The sequence below is a fragment of the Ruegeria sp. CK3 genome (assembly GCF_056536565.1).
Window position 1 is genome coordinate 133,959 of record NZ_JBQFPV010000005.1, and the last position, 14,548, is coordinate 148,506.

Below are 14,548 nucleotides of genomic sequence, written 5' to 3' on the forward strand. Positions count from 1 at the left end.
TTTGGTTCAGTTGATGACCGCTGTTTTGCACGGGCGCTGTCTGTGCTCTCTGATCTGAGTCAAATTTGCGTGAGCGCACCCGTCAAGTGTGACATAACTGCAGGCCCTGAAAATAAAGGAAAATTTTGATGTCAGGCGATCTGCGCATACCGGGTTTGCGCTCGGCGGGTGGCTGGGATGTCCCCGATCGGCTGAACATGGCGCGCCAGTGTCTGAACCACCCGCCCGAACAGGTCGCCTTGGTCGATCTGACCGAGGGCGAGGAGCGGTCGGTAACTTACGGTCAGCTGCACGAGATGGCCGATGGGCTTGCGCGGGCGCTCTTGCCCAAGGTTCAGGCCGGTGACCGGGTTGGTGTTTTGCTCAGCCAGTCTCCGTGGTGCGCCGCAGCGCATCTGGCGATTTGGAAGATCGGCGCGATCTCGGTGCCTCTGTTCAAGCTGTTCAAACAGGACGCGCTGCGCTCCCGCGTGGCGGATGCCGGGGCAGGGATCGTTCTGACGGATGCCGAGGGCGCCGGGCTGCTGGGTGATCTGGCCGACCCGTTGATCGCCGCCGAGATTGCCCAGCCCGGCCCCGAGCTGCCCTTTGCGGATACCGGCCCTGAAGACGCTGCCGTGCTGATCTACACTTCGGGTACAACTGGCAGCCCCAAGGGTGCTCTGCACGGGCACCGTTTGCTAACCGGCCATCTGCCCGGCGTTTCGATCAGCCATAATCACCTGCGCGCGGCGGATTGCCTTTGGACCCCGGCGGATTGGGCCTGGATTGGAGGGCTGTTCGATGTTCTGATGCCGGGCCTCGCGCTGGGCATCCCCGTGGTGGCCACCCGGCTGGACAAATTCACTCCCGAGGCCTGCGCCGATGTGATCGCGCGCGGCGGCGTGCGCAACGTGTTCTTCCCTCCGACCGCGCTGCGGATGCTGAAAGCGGCGGATCAGAGCATCCCCGGCCTGCGTTCGGTCGCGTCAGGGGGCGAGCCTCTGGGCGCCGAGATGCTGGCGTGGGGGCAACAGGCCTTTGGACTGACGATCAACGAGTTCTACGGCCAGACCGAATGCAACATGGTCGTCTCGTCCTGCGCCGAGGATTTTCCCGTTCAGCCCGGCTGCATTGGCAAACCCGTTCCGGGTCACGAGGTCGCTGTGATTGATGAAAACGGCGTACCCACGACCGAAGAGGGCGATGTGGCTGTCCGGCGCGGCTCGGCTTCGATGCTGCTGGAATACTGGAACAGGCCTGATGCCACTGCTGAGAAATTCCGGGGTGATTGGCTGATTACCGGAGACCGAGGCGTGTGGGAGGGCGACTATCTGCGCTTCGTGGGCCGCGATGATGACGTGATCACCTCAGCCGGATATCGCATCGGCCCGGCTGAGATCGAGGATTGCCTGCTGACCCACCCGGCTGTGGCAACGGTCGGCGTAGTCGGCAAGCCCGACCCGCTGCGGACCGAGATCGTCAAGGCCTATGTGGTGTTGAAACCGGGGGCTGAGGCCTCAGGACCGGAGTTGCGGGACTGGGTCAAGGACCGGCTGGCGCAGTACTCTTATCCGCGGGAAGTGGCGTTTTTGGAGGAACTGCCGATGACGGTGACAGGGAAGGTGATCCGCAAGGAACTTAAGGCGCGGGCTGCGGAGGAGGTTTCCAGATGACACTCCCATTTGACTTCGCGCGTGATACCTCTGTCCTTCCGCAAGCGGTCGCTATCGAGTGCCCGAATTGTCAAAAACCTGCGCGTTTCGTTCCAGCAGAGTTAGAAGTCAGCATGAAGGACTCAGTTGGAAAAGCGCTTGGAAAAGATGTCTTGATCGTGAAGGCAGATCGACCCAAACGAAATTATGCGAATTGGCATCGCGAACATTCGCTGACTTTCATCGGCCTTGGCGGTTCAGACATTCATTCGTCGAGTGCGTTTTATCCGGTGGGTATGTATCGGCACGTTCTGAATTCACTTCATGGCACCTCGATTTGCGGCCATTGCCATTCGCCCAGAAAAATCAAACTCAGCTGGCCTCGTGACGCCTTTTACCAACTGAGTTACTCCGGTCGGTTGCTTTGGATTTACGACCGACAACACGTCACGGCGATGCTTGAACTGCTGTGTGGAAAGACATCGGTAAACCACCCTTGGCGCTATTGGTTCGACAGAAAGCTGCCGACGGTTTTAAAGACCGCCCGTGCCCGCCGACAATTGCCCGCGAAACTGAAGAGGATGCTGCGCGTATGAAACTCTCATCCAAAGCCATGCCCACCTCTGAGGGCTTCAAATCAAACCGTACAGCCCATCTCGACGCGCTGGCGCAAATCTCGACCGCTGCCGAAGCAGCCCGTATGGGAGGTGGCGAGAAATCCCGTGCGAGGCACGTCTCTCGTGGCAAGATGCTGCCTCGGCGTAGGGTGGCGAACCTGCTCGATCCGGGGTCTCCGTTTCTTGAGATCGGCGCGACGGCGGCTCATGGTATGTATGGCGACGCCGCGCCCTGCGCCGGGGTCATCGCGGGCATTGGCCGGGTACAGGGGCGCGAGGTCATGGTGGTATGCAACGACGCCACCGTGAAGGGCGGCACATACTATCCAATGACTGTCAAAAAACACCTCCGCGCGCAGGAGATTGCCGAGGAAAACCATCTACCCTGCATTTATCTGGTCGATAGCGGCGGCGCGAACCTGCCCAATCAGGATGAGGTTTTCCCGGACCGCGACCACTTTGGCCGTATCTTCTATAACCAAGCGCGGATGAGCGCGAAGGGGATTGCTCAGATCGCTGTGGTAATGGGCTCTTGTACGGCGGGTGGGGCCTATGTGCCCGCAATGTCGGACGTGACCATCATTGTGAAAGAACAAGGTACGATCTTTCTGGCCGGGCCGCCTCTGGTGAAAGCGGCGACCGGCGAGGTTGTGAGTTCCGAAGATCTGGGCGGCGGCGATGTCCACACGCGCCTGTCCGGCGTGGCGGACTATCTGGCCGAGGATGACGCCCACGCGCTGGCTTTGGCACGTCGGGCTGTCGGCTCGTTGAACCTGCGCACGCCGCAGACGGTCGATTGGGCTAGCCCGGAAGACCCCGCTTATGACCCCGAGGAAATCCTAGGCGTTGTTCCGGCTGATCTGCGCACGCCCTACGACATCCGAGAGGTGATCGCGCGTCTGGTTGATGGCTCTCGGTTCGATGAATTCAAGCCGCGCTTTGGCGAGACACTGGTAACTGGCTTTGCCCATGTCAAAGGCTGCCCCGTCGGGATCATCGCCAATAATGGCGTGCTGTTTTCCGAGGCCGCGCAGAAGGGCGCGCATTTTGTTGAGCTATGTTCTCAGCGTCGCATCCCGCTGGTGTTCCTGCAGAATATCACCGGCTTTATGGTCGGACGCAAATACGAGAACGAAGGCATCGCGCGGCATGGGGCCAAGATGGTGACGGCGGTGGCGACAACCGCGGTGCCGAAGATCACGATGCTTGTCGGAGGCTCATTCGGGGCCGGAAACTATGGCATGGCGGGTCGCGCCTATCAGCCTCGGTTCCTGTGGACCTGGCCGAATTCACGGATTTCCGTGATGGGCGGAGAGCAGGCGGCGGGCGTTCTGGCCACGGTCAAACGTGACGGGATCGAGCGGCAAGGCGGGACGTGGTCGGCCGAGGAGGAGGCCGAATTCAAACGCCCGACCTTGGATATGTTCGAGGAGCAGTCTCATCCGCTCTATGCCTCAGCTCGGTTATGGGATGACGGGATCATCGACCCGCGCAAATCGCGCGATGTCCTGGCATTGTCGTTGAGCGCCGCTCTGAACGCCCCGATCGAGGAAACACGTTTCGGCGTGTTCAGGATGTGACCATGGACCTGAAGAAAAAACTTTGGGACACAATCCCGGAACTCAAAATCCCCGATTTGACCACACGGGCCGAAATCTCGGTCTATTTGGTCCACAACTCTCGGGATCCTGAGGACTATTTTTTCTTGTTTGATTTTGAGGAGTTCGTAGATCGGTCAAATGGCGGCTACTTCGTGCGCCCAGTCATTCGGATTTTAGCAGGTCGAGATGACTTTAGCCGGACACGATTTGCACGTGAGTTTCGTGTGGTATTTGCACGCGAATTCGATCGGATGCGTGCTGAACTCGCGGCAAAGAAGGGAAAACGGGGCTGGCTGAGCTGGAGCTTTGGTCTGAATTCGGCAGTCGATATTGTTGGCGGGCTGGTCGGAAACCTCGTTTTGGCGGCAGCAATGTCCGTGGGCAAAAGAGTCTTAGGTGACATATCGCTTCCGCGTATCTTGTCGGGGAAAAGCGATGAAGCAAAGTTGGCCGACGAAATTGACCGTACCAAAGTTAAAGTAGAGCGGGCATTGGCCGAGATTGAAATCACAATTCATCCCGAGCTCTACTATCACGCCTATCGTGATGGTCATCTTGGTAAAATCAGCGGAATGGACCGCGATGCGTGGCCGCTGCCTGATTATGTCAGGGCGCATCTGCAAGACGAAAAAAGCGGTTCTTGGTGGTAGGGGCTCCCAGATGTTCAACAAAATCCTAATCGCAAACCGAGGCGAGATCGCCTGTCGCGTTGTCGAAACCGCTCAGAAAATGGGTGTGTCCTGTGTGGCTGTCTATTCGGATGCGGATGCTTCGGCGAAGCATGTGCAGATGGCGGATGAGGCGGTGAATATCGGCGGGGCCGCTCCGGCGGAGAGCTATCTGAAGGGGAATGTGATCATCCAGGCGGCGCTCGAGACCGGGGCGCAGGCGATCCATCCCGGCTATGGGTTTCTGTCCGAGAACCCCGATTTTGTGGATGCAGTTGAAGCCGCAGGGCTGACGTTCATTGGTCCCTCGGCGGATGCAATCCGCAAGATGGGTCTCAAGGATGCAGCCAAGGCTTTGATGGAGGACGCAGGCGTTCCCGTTGTGCCCGGATATCATGGTGACAATCAGGACCCTTCTCATCTGGCCGAGGCAGCCGCGGCCATTGGCTACCCCGTTTTGATCAAGGCGGTTGCGGGCGGCGGCGGCAAGGGCATGCGGCTGGTCGAGACGCCCGAAGCGTTCTCGGACGCTCTGGACAGCGCGCGCGGTGAGGCAAAGACGGCCTTTGGCAATGATGCGGTTCTGGTCGAGAAATTCGTCTCCAAACCTCGGCATATCGAAGTTCAAGTCTTTGGCGATGGCACCCATGCGGTGCATCTGTTTGAACGGGACTGCTCGCTTCAACGGCGGCATCAGAAGGTGATCGAGGAGGCTCCGGCCCCTGGCATGACGCCCGAGATGCGCGAGGCGATGGGGCAGGCCGGTGTACGTGCGGCAGAGGCGATCGGCTACAAAGGTGCCGGGACGGTTGAGTTCATCGTCGACGCGTCCGAAGGGCTGCGGCCGGATCGCTTCTGGTTCATGGAGATGAACACGCGCCTGCAGGTTGAACATCCTGTGACCGAGGCGATTACGGGCGTTGATCTGGTCGAATGGCAGTTGCGCGTTGCAGCGGGTGAAAGCTTGCCGAGGCAGCAGAATGACCTGTCGATCAATGGTCACGCGTTTGAGGCACGGCTGTACGCCGAGGATGTGCCCAAGGGCTTTTTGCCCGCGACGGGGACCCTCACCCATCTGCGGTTTCCGCCTGAGTGTCGCGCGGATAGTGGCGTGCGGGCGGGGGACACGATCAGCCCCTGGTATGATCCGATGATCGCCAAGGTCGTCGTTCATGGTCCGACCCGCGCGGTCGCGCTTGAGAGCCTGCATCGCGCCCTGCGTCAAACCGAGGTTGCCGGGACGGTGACCAATTTGGCCTTCCTTGGCGCTCTGACTCGCCATGGTGGGTTTGCCTTGGGCGATGTGGATACGGGTCTGATCGGGCGCGATCTGGAGGATCTGGTCCAGACGGCGGACGCGAGCAATGCCTCGGTTGTGGCCGCGGCGATGACAGCGCTGGGTCTGACGGAGATGACCTCAGAGACTGGCTTCACCCTGTGGGGGCCGTTGCACCGGGCCGTGCAGCTGATGCGCGAGGGAGAGGTTCTTGATCTGGATGTTCAGGTCGAAAGCCGGCACCGGCTGGTCTGGACCGTGAATGGCGCGCAGGTGATCGCGCAGCGCAAGGGTGTTTGGATCATTGATGGACATCGCATGCCCAATGTCGCTGTCGCTGGGCCTCAGATCACGGTGTTTGATGACTATGGGCAGGTGTTCGAAATCGTCGACCCCTTGGATCGCGATGCCAGCGCTGCAGGAGATACCAACGTGATCGAGGCGCCGATGCCGGGTCTGGTCAAGGCCGTCTTTGCCTCGGCGGGCCAGGCGGTAAAAGAGGGTGACCGGCTGGCGATTCTGGAAGCCATGAAAATGGAGCATTCACTGCTTGCGGCGCGCGACGGTGTGGTGGCCGAGGTGTTGGCCGACGCAGGTGCGCAGGTCGAGGCCGGGGCAGCACTGGTTCGTTTGGCTGAGGATTGATCTGTTCGGGCCGTGCATTGCGTGGCACAGTCGGACCATCCGAATTTAAAACGAAAAGAAGCCGGGGAAGGATGCGTTGATGAAAGAACGGGTTGAGATATTCGAGGTCGGGCCAAGGGACGGGCTTCAGAACGAACAGCGTGAGATTCCGGTGGCCGAGAAGGTGGCACTGGTCGATTGCCTCAGCCGCGCCGGATTCAACCGGATTGAGGTGGCCAGTTTCGTCTCGCCCAAATGGGTGCCCCAGATGGCAGGAAGCGGCGCGGTTCTGGCTGGGATCAAACGGGCCGAGGGCGTTCGTTATGCGGCGTTGACGCCGAACATGCGCGGCTATGAAGACGCGCTGGCGGCCAAAGCGGATGAGATCGCGGTATTTGCATCAGCCTCCGAGGGGTTCTCGAAAGCCAATATCAACGCGACCATCGCAGAATCCATTGAACGGTTTGCGCCGATCCTTGAGGCTGCGCGCCATATCGACCTGCCGGTCCGGGGCTATGTCTCATGCGTGACCGATTGCCCATATGATGGTCCGACCCCACCCGAAAAAGTGGCTGAGGTCGCGGACGCTCTGTTCGCGCATGGGTGTTATGAGATTTCGCTTGGCGACACGATCGGGCAGGGAACTCCGGACAAGATTGCGCATATGCTGCTGGCGGTGCGCGACAGGGTGCCCGTTACCCGGCTTGCGGGCCATTTCCACAACACCAATGGGCGCGCGATGGACAATATCGATGCCTCGCTGGCGCTGGGCGTGCGGGTGTTTGACGCTGCGGTCGGTGGTTTGGGGGGATGCCCTTATGCACCCGGCGCGGCTGGCAATGTCGCGACCGAAGCTGTCGCCGCCCATCTGGAGCGGTTGGGATATGAAACCGGTCTGGACGCAGCAGTTTTGGACGAAGCCGCGCAGATGGCGCAGGCAATGAGAGGCTGACATGTTTGAAACGATTGCGGTCGTCACGGATGACCGGGGTGTTGCGACGCTGACCCTGTCGCGCGCCGAAAAGCACAACGCCATGTCGGCGCTGATGATCAGCGAATTGACTCAGGCAGCGGAGCAGTTGGGGCGCGATGAGGCGGTGCGCGTTGTTGTGCTGACCGGGTCTGGCAAGAGCTTCTGCGCCGGGGGCGATCTGGGGTGGATGCGCGATCAGATGGCTGCGGATGCCGAGACCCGATTTACCGAGGCGCGCAAGCTGGCGGAAATGCTACAGGCGCTGAACCAGATGCCCAAACCTCTGATCGGCGCATTGCAAGGCAACGCGTTTGGCGGTGGCGTCGGGCTGGCCTCGGTCTGCGATGTGGCACTTGGCGTTGACACCCTGAAAATGGGCTTGACCGAGACCCGGCTGGGCCTGATCCCAGCGACGATTGGGCCGTATGTGATCGCGCGGATGGGTGAGGCCCGCGCGCGGCGTGTGTTCATGTCGGCGCGTTTGTTTGACGCGGCGGAAGCGGTGGAGCTGGGGCTGTTGGCAAAAGCAGTGCCAGGCGATGAACTGATGCGCGCCGTCGAGGATGAAATCACCCCCTACCTGTCCTGTGCACCGGGGGCTGTGGCGTCGGCTAAGGCCTTGGTTCAAAACCTCGGCCCGCGTCTTGACGACAGTGTGATTGACCATACCATCCAAGCGTTGGTCGCCCGATGGGAAACGCCGGAAGCACGCGAAGGCATCGAAGCATTCTTTGAAAAACGTAACCCCAAGTGGAACAACAAAGATTAACTTTGGGCGTCTATTGTCCGCTGAGGCGAAATCGGGGTGATTCCCGAAGGTCTGTCAAGGGGATGAATGACGTGGTGCGCGCTTGTGTTCGGTTGACCCTCTGACCGCGTGGGGCTAGAGAAAGTCGAGTCAACACGCCAATTGACGGCGCCCTCCGAAAGGGGATGCGCAGGAAAGGAGCTAGACGTGGAAGACCTGCTGCGGGAGTATCTCCCTATTCTGGTGTTTCTGGCCGTAGCCATCGGCCTGGGAATTGTCCTGATTCTGGCAGCTGTCGTTCTGGCAGTTCGCAACCCCGATCCCGAAAAAGTCAGCGCCTATGAATGCGGCTTCAACGCGTTTGATGACGCTCGGATGAAGTTCGATGTGCGCTTCTACCTGGTTTCGATCCTCTTCATCATTTTCGACCTCGAGATTGCGTTCCTGTTCCCTTGGGCCGTGGGCTTTAAGGACATCAGCGATGTAGGGTTCTGGTCGATGATGGTCTTCTTGGGCGTTTTGACCATCGGCTTTGCCTATGAATGGAAGAAGGGGGCCTTGGAATGGGAGTGATGACGGGTGCAAATACCGCCGGCGTCGACAAAGAAGTCGCCACCCAGGCCCTCAATGCCGAGCTGCAGGACAAAGGTTTCCTCCTGACCTCGACCGAAGACATCATTAATTGGGCGCGGACCGGGTCTTTGCATTGGATGACCTTTGGCCTGGCCTGCTGCGCGGTTGAGATGATGCACACCTCGATGCCGCGCTATGACGCGGAACGGTTTGGCATCGCGCCGCGCGCTTCGCCGCGCCAGTCCGACGTGATGATCGTGGCCGGGACGCTGACCAACAAGATGGCTCCTGCGCTGCGCAAGGTCTACGACCAGATGCCCGAGCCGCGCTATGTGATCTCGATGGGGTCGTGTGCGAATGGTGGCGGCTACTACCACTATTCCTATTCCGTCGTACGTGGCTGTGACCGTATCGTTCCGGTAGACATTTACGTCCCAGGATGCCCTCCGACGGCTGAGGCGCTGCTGTACGGTCTGATGCAGCTGCAACGCAAAATCCGCCGTACCGGCACGATCGTGCGCTAAGGGAGAGGGCGGATGAGCGAAGCACTCAAAGAACTCGGTACGCATCTGGAGCTGAAACGGTCCGACTGTGTGTTGTCCTGGGATGTCACCCATGGTGAGCTGAATGTGGATGTGGCGCCGTCAAACCTTGTGGAATTCATCGAATTCCTCAAAAGCGACCGCTCCTGTCAGTTCTCGACTTTGGTCGATATCACAGGCGTGGACTACCCCGAACGGGCCAAGCGGTTCGACGTGGTCTATCATTTCCTGTCGATGTACCAGAACCAACGCATTCGTTTGCGGGTCTCCATCCGAGAAGAGGACATGGTGCCCTCGATCGTCGATACGCATCCGTCGGCCAACTGGTTTGAGCGTGAGGTTTTCGACATGTTCGGCATCCTGTTCTCGGGCCATCCGGACTTGCGGCGCATCCTGACCGACTACGGGTTCCGCGGTTATCCGCTGCGCAAGGATTTCCCGACCACCGGCTATACCGAGGTCCGCTATGACGAGGCGCAGAAACGTGTGGTCTATGAACCCGTCAGCCTCGTGCAGGAATACCGTCAGTTTGATTTCATGTCCCCATGGGAAGGTGCCAACTACATTCTTCCGGGGGATGAAAAACAGGAGTCGTAAGCCATGGAGTTCCTGATCTGGATCGCTTTCACGATCGCCACGATCATCCCGATGCTGAAACTGCTGCCGCATTTCGGGATCGAGAAGTTCTGGGCGTTTGCATGTGTCATCCCGATTGGAACGCTGATCCTACTGTGGATCATGGCCATGAAGCTGCAAGAGATGGAGCGTCGCTGAGATGCTGGGGGAACTGATCATTTTGGGCGCTCTTGGGGTGCTGCTTGCCGGTGCCGCGGCCAAGGCGGCTGAGGCCGAGAAGGTCCGGGTGCGCGCGGACGCGAAGAAAAAGCGGAGGCGGTGATGGACGGCTCAAGATATGATGACGGCAGCACAGACGCGCTGAGCGGCGAGCAGAAGATTCGCAATTTCAACATCAACTTTGGCCCGCAACACCCTGCCGCGCATGGAGTTTTGCGTTTGGTTCTTGAGCTGGATGGAGAGATCGTCGAGCGCTGCGATCCGCATATCGGCTTGCTGCACCGTGGCACCGAAAAGCTGATGGAAAGCCGGACGTATCTGCAGAACCTGCCGTATTTCGACCGTCTGGATTACGTGGCGCCGATGAACCAGGAACATGCCTGGTGTCTGGCGATTGAGAAATTGACCGGGGTTGAAGTACCGCGCCGTGGCTCGTTGATCCGGGTTCTGTATTCTGAGATTGGGCGTATTCTGAACCATCTGCTGAATGTGACCACACAGGCGATGGATGTGGGCGCTCTGACCCCACCGCTGTGGGGTTTTGAAGAACGCGAAAAGCTGATGGTGTTCTATGAGCGCGCCTGTGGTGCCCGCCTGCACGCCGCCTATTTCCGTCCCGGCGGCGTTCATCAGGACCTGCCGCCCGAGCTGTTGGACGATATTGAGGCGTGGAGCCACGAATTCCCCGCCGTTCTCGACGACATTGACGGGTTGTTGACCGAAAATCGCATCTTCAAGCAGCGCAACGCCGATATCGGCGTCGTGACCGAGGATGACATTCAGAAATACGGCTTTTCGGGCGTTATGGTCCGTGGCTCGGGACTCGCATGGGACCTGCGCCGTGCGCAGCCGTACGAATGCTACGACGAGTTCGAGTTCCAGATTCCTGTCGGCAAGAATGGCGACTGCTATGACCGTTATCTCTGCCGCATGGAAGAGATGCGCCAATCCCTGCTGATCATCCGTCAGGCCATCGCCAAAATCCGCGAATGCCCGGGCGATGTTTTGGCCCGCGGTAAAATCACCCCGCCAAAACGCTCGGACATGAAGACATCGATGGAAAGCCTGATCCATCACTTCAAGCTTTACACCGAGGGCTTCCACGTTCCGGCGGGCGAGGTCTATGCCGCCGTCGAGGCGCCAAAGGGCGAGTTCGGTGTCTATCTGGTCGCCGACGGCACCAACAAACCCTATCGCGCCAAACTCCGCGCACCGGGTTTCCTGCATCTGCAAGCCATGGATCACGTCGCCAAAGGCCACCAACTGGCTGACGTCGCCGCCATCATCGGCACCATGGACGTCGTATTTGGAGAGATTGACCGCTAATGCTCCGCCGTCTTCATCCCGAACAACCCAAAAGCTTTGCCTTCACCGCTGCCAACCAGCAATGGGCCGAAGCGCAGATCACGAAATACCCCGAGGGTCGCCAAGCCAGTGCGGTGATCCCTCTGCTGTGGCGCGCGCAAGAGCAAGAGGGCTGGCTGTCCCGCCCGGCAATTGAATCCGTCGCCGACATGCTGGACATGGCCTATATCCGCGTGCTCGAGGTCGCTTCGTTCTACTTCATGTTCCAACTGCAGCCGGTCGGCTCGGTGGCGCATATTCAGGTGTGTGGCACGACTTCCTGCATGATTTGCGGGGCCGAGGATCTGATTGCGGTCTGCAAGGGCAAGATCGCCGCCAAACCGCATGAGCTATCCGCCGATGGCAAGCTGAGCTGGGAAGAGGTGGAATGCCTTGGGTCCTGTACCAATGCCCCAATGGCTCAGATCGGCAAGGATTACTTCGAAGACCTGACCGCCGAGAGTTTTGGCAAGATCATTGACGATCTGGCGGCGGGGAAGGTGCCCACGCCCGGCCCTCAGAACGGGCGATATGCGGCTGAGCCTTTGAATGGCCTCAGCAGCCTGACCGAACATGCGGCCGGAAAGCCGGAACACAATGCCAGCGTGGCTTTGGCGGCCGAATTGGGCGATACGGTCAAGCGGATCGACGGGACTGAGGTTCCGATCCTCACGCCTTGGCTGGGCAAAGACGGCAAACAGGCTGGGGCAGCGGCGGCGGCGAAACCGCCGAAAGCGCCTGAGCCACCGAAACCTGCCGTGAAACAGGCCGCTGAGGCCAAAGCGAAAGAGATCGAGGAAGATAAACCCCGAACGCTGACTGAGGCGCGTGGGGGACTGCCGGATGACCTCAAGATGCTCAAAGGCGTGGGGCCGAAGCTGGAAGAGACGCTGAACGATCTGGGCTTTTTCCATTATGATCAGATCGCGGCCTGGACGCCCGAGCATGTGGCTTGGGTGGATGCGCGTCTGAAGTTCAAAGGCCGGATTGAACGCGATGGCTGGATAGAACAAGCGGCCAAGTTGGCCGTTGGGGATCAGACCGAATTCGCCAAACGTGCCAAGGAAGACGGCACTTACGAAGACTAAACGCCCCTGCAAGGGCTCAAGGACGAGATGGACAAGGACAAAGAGCAAGCCATAGCCCGCAAGGGGCGGCATATCGGCATCGTCATCGCCGTGACGATGGTGGTTTGGCTTGGCATGACTTTGTTCATCGGCCCCGCGATTGGAATGCCGGGGCGCTATGCGCTGCTATTTGATTTCGCCGCTTTGGCCGGCTTCATCTATGCAGGCGTCAACATATTTCAACTCTGGCGCATGCGTCAGGACAGCTGAGGGTAACACGCGATGCTGAAGGATCAGGACCGGATCTTTACCAACATCTACGGGATGCACGAGCGTACTCTGCGCGGCGCGCAAGCCCGAGGTCATTGGGATGGCACCGCTGGCCTGATCGAAAAGGGCCGGGATTGGATCATCCAGACGATGAAAGACTCGGGCCTGCGTGGGCGCGGTGGCGCGGGCTTCCCAACCGGTCTGAAATGGTCGTTCATGCCCAAGGAAAGCGATGGCCGCCCGTCTTATCTGGTCGTGAATGCGGATGAATCTGAGCCGGGCACCTGCAAAGACCGTGAGATTATGCGCCACGATCCGCATACGCTGATCGAAGGCTGCCTGATTGCCTCTTTCGCGATGAATGCGCATACCTGCTATATCTACCTGCGCGGCGAATACATCCGTGAACGCGAGGCGTTGCAGGCCGCGATTGATGAGGCTTATGACGCCGGGCTGTTGGGCAAGAACGCGGCTGGTTCGGGCTGGGATTTCGACATCTTCCTGCATCACGGCGCGGGCGCTTACATCTGCGGCGAAGAAACTGCGCTTATCGAAAGCCTTGAGGGCAAGAAGGGCATGCCACGCATGAAGCCTCCGTTCCCGGCGGGGGCTGGCCTCTATGGCTGCCCGACCACGGTGAACAACGTGGAGTCCATCGCCGTTGTACCGACCATCCTGCGCCGGGGCGCGGATTGGTTCGCGGGCTTTGGTCGTCAGAATAATGCGGGTACCAAGCTGTTTGCAATCTCGGGTCATGTGAACAACCCTTGCGTCGTCGAAGAGGCGATGTCGATCCCGTTCGAGCAGCTGATCGAAACCCATTGCGGAGGCATTCGTGGCGGCTGGGATAACCTATTTGCCGTCATTCCGGGTGGATCGTCCGTTCCTTGCGTGCGCGGTGAGAATATGCGCGATGCGATCATGGATTTCGACTACCTGAGAGGTGAGCTGGGTTCGGGCCTTGGGACGGCGGCGGTGATCGTGATGGACAAGTCCACCGACATCATCAAGGCGATCTGGCGGCTGTCGAAATTCTACAAGCACGAAAGCTGCGGCCAGTGTACACCCTGCCGCGAAGGCACCGGCTGGATGATGCGGGTGATGGACCGCCTTGTGCGCGGCGAGGCCGAGTTGGAAGAGATCGACATGCTGTTTGACGTGACCAAACAGGTCGAAGGCCACACGATCTGCGCCTTGGGCGATGCGGCGGCCTGGCCGATTCAGGGTCTGATCCGCAATTTCCGCGAAGAGATCGAGGACCGTATTAAGGCGCAGAAATCAGGCCGCATGGGGGCGATGGCAGCGGAATGATCAGGCAGCCCGACGGATATCATCTGGCCGAACTGAATATTGGCCGCCTGCTGGCCCCGACGGATGACCCTCGGGTGGCTGAGTTCATGGCCAATCTCGACAAGGTCAATGGCTTGGGCAAGCGGATGCCGGGCTTTGTTTGGATGATGGAAGGCTCGGGCGAGCCGGGAACCGGGAACACGGAAAACGCGATTGGGGACGATCCTCAATTTGTCGCCAACCTGACCGTCTGGGAAGACGTCGCGAGCCTTGAGACATTTGTCTGGGGCACCATACACAAACAGTTTTACGACCGTCGTCAGGAATGGTTTGAACTGCTGGGGGATCAGCATTTCGTCATGTGGTGGGTGCCCGCAGGGCACCAGCCGGATCTGGATGAAGCCATGGCGCGGCTAGAGCGTCTGCGCCATGAAGGTCCAAGTGAACACGCCTTTGGATGGGCGGATTTGAAACAAGCAAGCAAGTGGCGCGACAATCGTTGCGCTCAGGTCGCAGCGGAGTGAGC

The 14,548-nt window shown here is 59.5% G+C and carries 17 protein-coding genes; all 17 read left to right on the plus strand.

The features are described 5' to 3' along the window. Window positions 1-128 precede the first annotated feature (128 nt). The 17 genes from ACR0C3_RS08285 to ACR0C3_RS08365 all read left to right on the plus strand — a co-directional run bounded on the left by ACR0C3_RS08285 (window position 129) and on the right by ACR0C3_RS08365 (window position 14,546). On the plus strand, window positions 129-1,655 hold the full coding sequence (locus ACR0C3_RS08285) for an AMP-binding protein (RefSeq protein ID WP_480758030.1): 1,527 nt from the start codon (window positions 129-131) through the stop codon (window positions 1,653-1,655). Continuing rightward, on the plus strand, window positions 1,652-2,230 hold the full coding sequence (locus ACR0C3_RS08290) for a hypothetical protein (RefSeq protein ID WP_480758031.1): 579 nt from the start codon (window positions 1,652-1,654) through the stop codon (window positions 2,228-2,230). The genes ACR0C3_RS08285 and ACR0C3_RS08290 overlap by 4 nt, the downstream gene beginning before the upstream one ends. Next, on the plus strand, window positions 2,227-3,831 hold the full coding sequence (locus tag ACR0C3_RS08295; RefSeq protein ID WP_480758032.1) for a carboxyl transferase domain-containing protein: 1,605 nt from the start codon (window positions 2,227-2,229) through the stop codon (window positions 3,829-3,831). Before ACR0C3_RS08290 ends, ACR0C3_RS08295 begins: the two co-directional genes overlap by 4 nt. Before the next feature lie 2 nt (window positions 3,832-3,833). After that, complete coding sequence (locus ACR0C3_RS08300) at window positions 3,834-4,502, plus strand: hypothetical protein (RefSeq protein WP_170642998.1); 669 nt, start codon at window positions 3,834-3,836, stop codon at window positions 4,500-4,502. A gap of 10 nt (window positions 4,503-4,512) precedes the next feature. Further along, on the plus strand, window positions 4,513-6,441 hold the full coding sequence (locus tag ACR0C3_RS08305; RefSeq protein WP_480758033.1) for an acetyl/propionyl/methylcrotonyl-CoA carboxylase subunit alpha: 1,929 nt from the start codon (window positions 4,513-4,515) through the stop codon (window positions 6,439-6,441). A gap of 79 nt (window positions 6,442-6,520) precedes the next feature. Beyond that, entirely contained in the window at window positions 6,521-7,372 is an 852-nt protein-coding gene (locus tag ACR0C3_RS08310) for a hydroxymethylglutaryl-CoA lyase (protein WP_480758034.1), read from the plus strand. 1 nt (window position 7,373) lies between these two features. Then, a complete protein-coding gene (locus tag ACR0C3_RS08315) occupies window positions 7,374-8,162 on the plus strand; it encodes a crotonase/enoyl-CoA hydratase family protein (protein ID WP_480758035.1) in 789 nt (262 codons plus the stop codon). A 186-nt stretch (window positions 8,163-8,348) separates the two neighbouring features. Continuing rightward, window positions 8,349-8,714, plus strand: coding sequence for an NADH-quinone oxidoreductase subunit A (locus ACR0C3_RS08320; RefSeq protein WP_170375125.1), 366 nt, complete (start codon window positions 8,349-8,351; stop codon window positions 8,712-8,714). Further along, entirely contained in the window at window positions 8,705-9,238 is a 534-nt protein-coding gene (locus tag ACR0C3_RS08325; protein WP_037307875.1) for a NuoB/complex I 20 kDa subunit family protein, read from the plus strand. The genes ACR0C3_RS08320 and ACR0C3_RS08325 overlap by 10 nt, the downstream gene beginning before the upstream one ends. Before the next feature lie 12 nt (window positions 9,239-9,250). Beyond that, on the plus strand, window positions 9,251-9,853 hold the full coding sequence (locus tag ACR0C3_RS08330; protein WP_170375126.1) for an NADH-quinone oxidoreductase subunit C: 603 nt from the start codon (window positions 9,251-9,253) through the stop codon (window positions 9,851-9,853). Window positions 9,854-9,856: 3 nt separating this feature from the next. Continuing rightward, window positions 9,857-10,030, plus strand: a complete 174-nt coding sequence (locus ACR0C3_RS08335; protein WP_170461080.1) for a hypothetical protein — start codon at window positions 9,857-9,859, stop codon at window positions 10,028-10,030. Between the two features lies 1 nt (window position 10,031). Further along, the gene (locus tag ACR0C3_RS08340) at window positions 10,032-10,154 is read left to right on the plus strand and encodes a hypothetical protein (RefSeq protein ID WP_480758036.1); all 123 of its coding nucleotides are present in this window, start codon (window positions 10,032-10,034) and stop codon (window positions 10,152-10,154) included. After that, window positions 10,154-11,377: an NADH-quinone oxidoreductase subunit D gene (locus ACR0C3_RS08345; RefSeq protein ID WP_170375130.1), complete on the plus strand. Its 1,224-nt coding sequence runs from the start codon at window positions 10,154-10,156 to the stop codon at window positions 11,375-11,377. Before ACR0C3_RS08340 ends, ACR0C3_RS08345 begins: the two co-directional genes overlap by 1 nt. Then, a complete protein-coding gene (gene nuoE, locus ACR0C3_RS08350; RefSeq protein WP_480758037.1) occupies window positions 11,377-12,483 on the plus strand; it encodes an NADH-quinone oxidoreductase subunit NuoE in 1,107 nt (368 codons plus the stop codon). The genes ACR0C3_RS08345 and nuoE overlap by 1 nt, the downstream gene beginning before the upstream one ends. A gap of 27 nt (window positions 12,484-12,510) precedes the next feature. Beyond that, entirely contained in the window at window positions 12,511-12,732 is a 222-nt protein-coding gene (locus tag ACR0C3_RS08355; RefSeq protein WP_170467891.1) for a DUF5337 domain-containing protein, read from the plus strand. Window positions 12,733-12,744: 12 nt separating this feature from the next. Further along, on the plus strand, window positions 12,745-14,043 hold the full coding sequence (gene nuoF, locus ACR0C3_RS08360; protein ID WP_480758038.1) for an NADH-quinone oxidoreductase subunit NuoF: 1,299 nt from the start codon (window positions 12,745-12,747) through the stop codon (window positions 14,041-14,043). Then, window positions 14,040-14,546: a DUF3291 domain-containing protein gene (locus ACR0C3_RS08365; RefSeq protein WP_480758039.1), complete on the plus strand. Its 507-nt coding sequence runs from the start codon at window positions 14,040-14,042 to the stop codon at window positions 14,544-14,546. Before nuoF ends, ACR0C3_RS08365 begins: the two co-directional genes overlap by 4 nt. The last annotated feature ends 2 nt before the right edge of the window (window positions 14,547-14,548 follow it).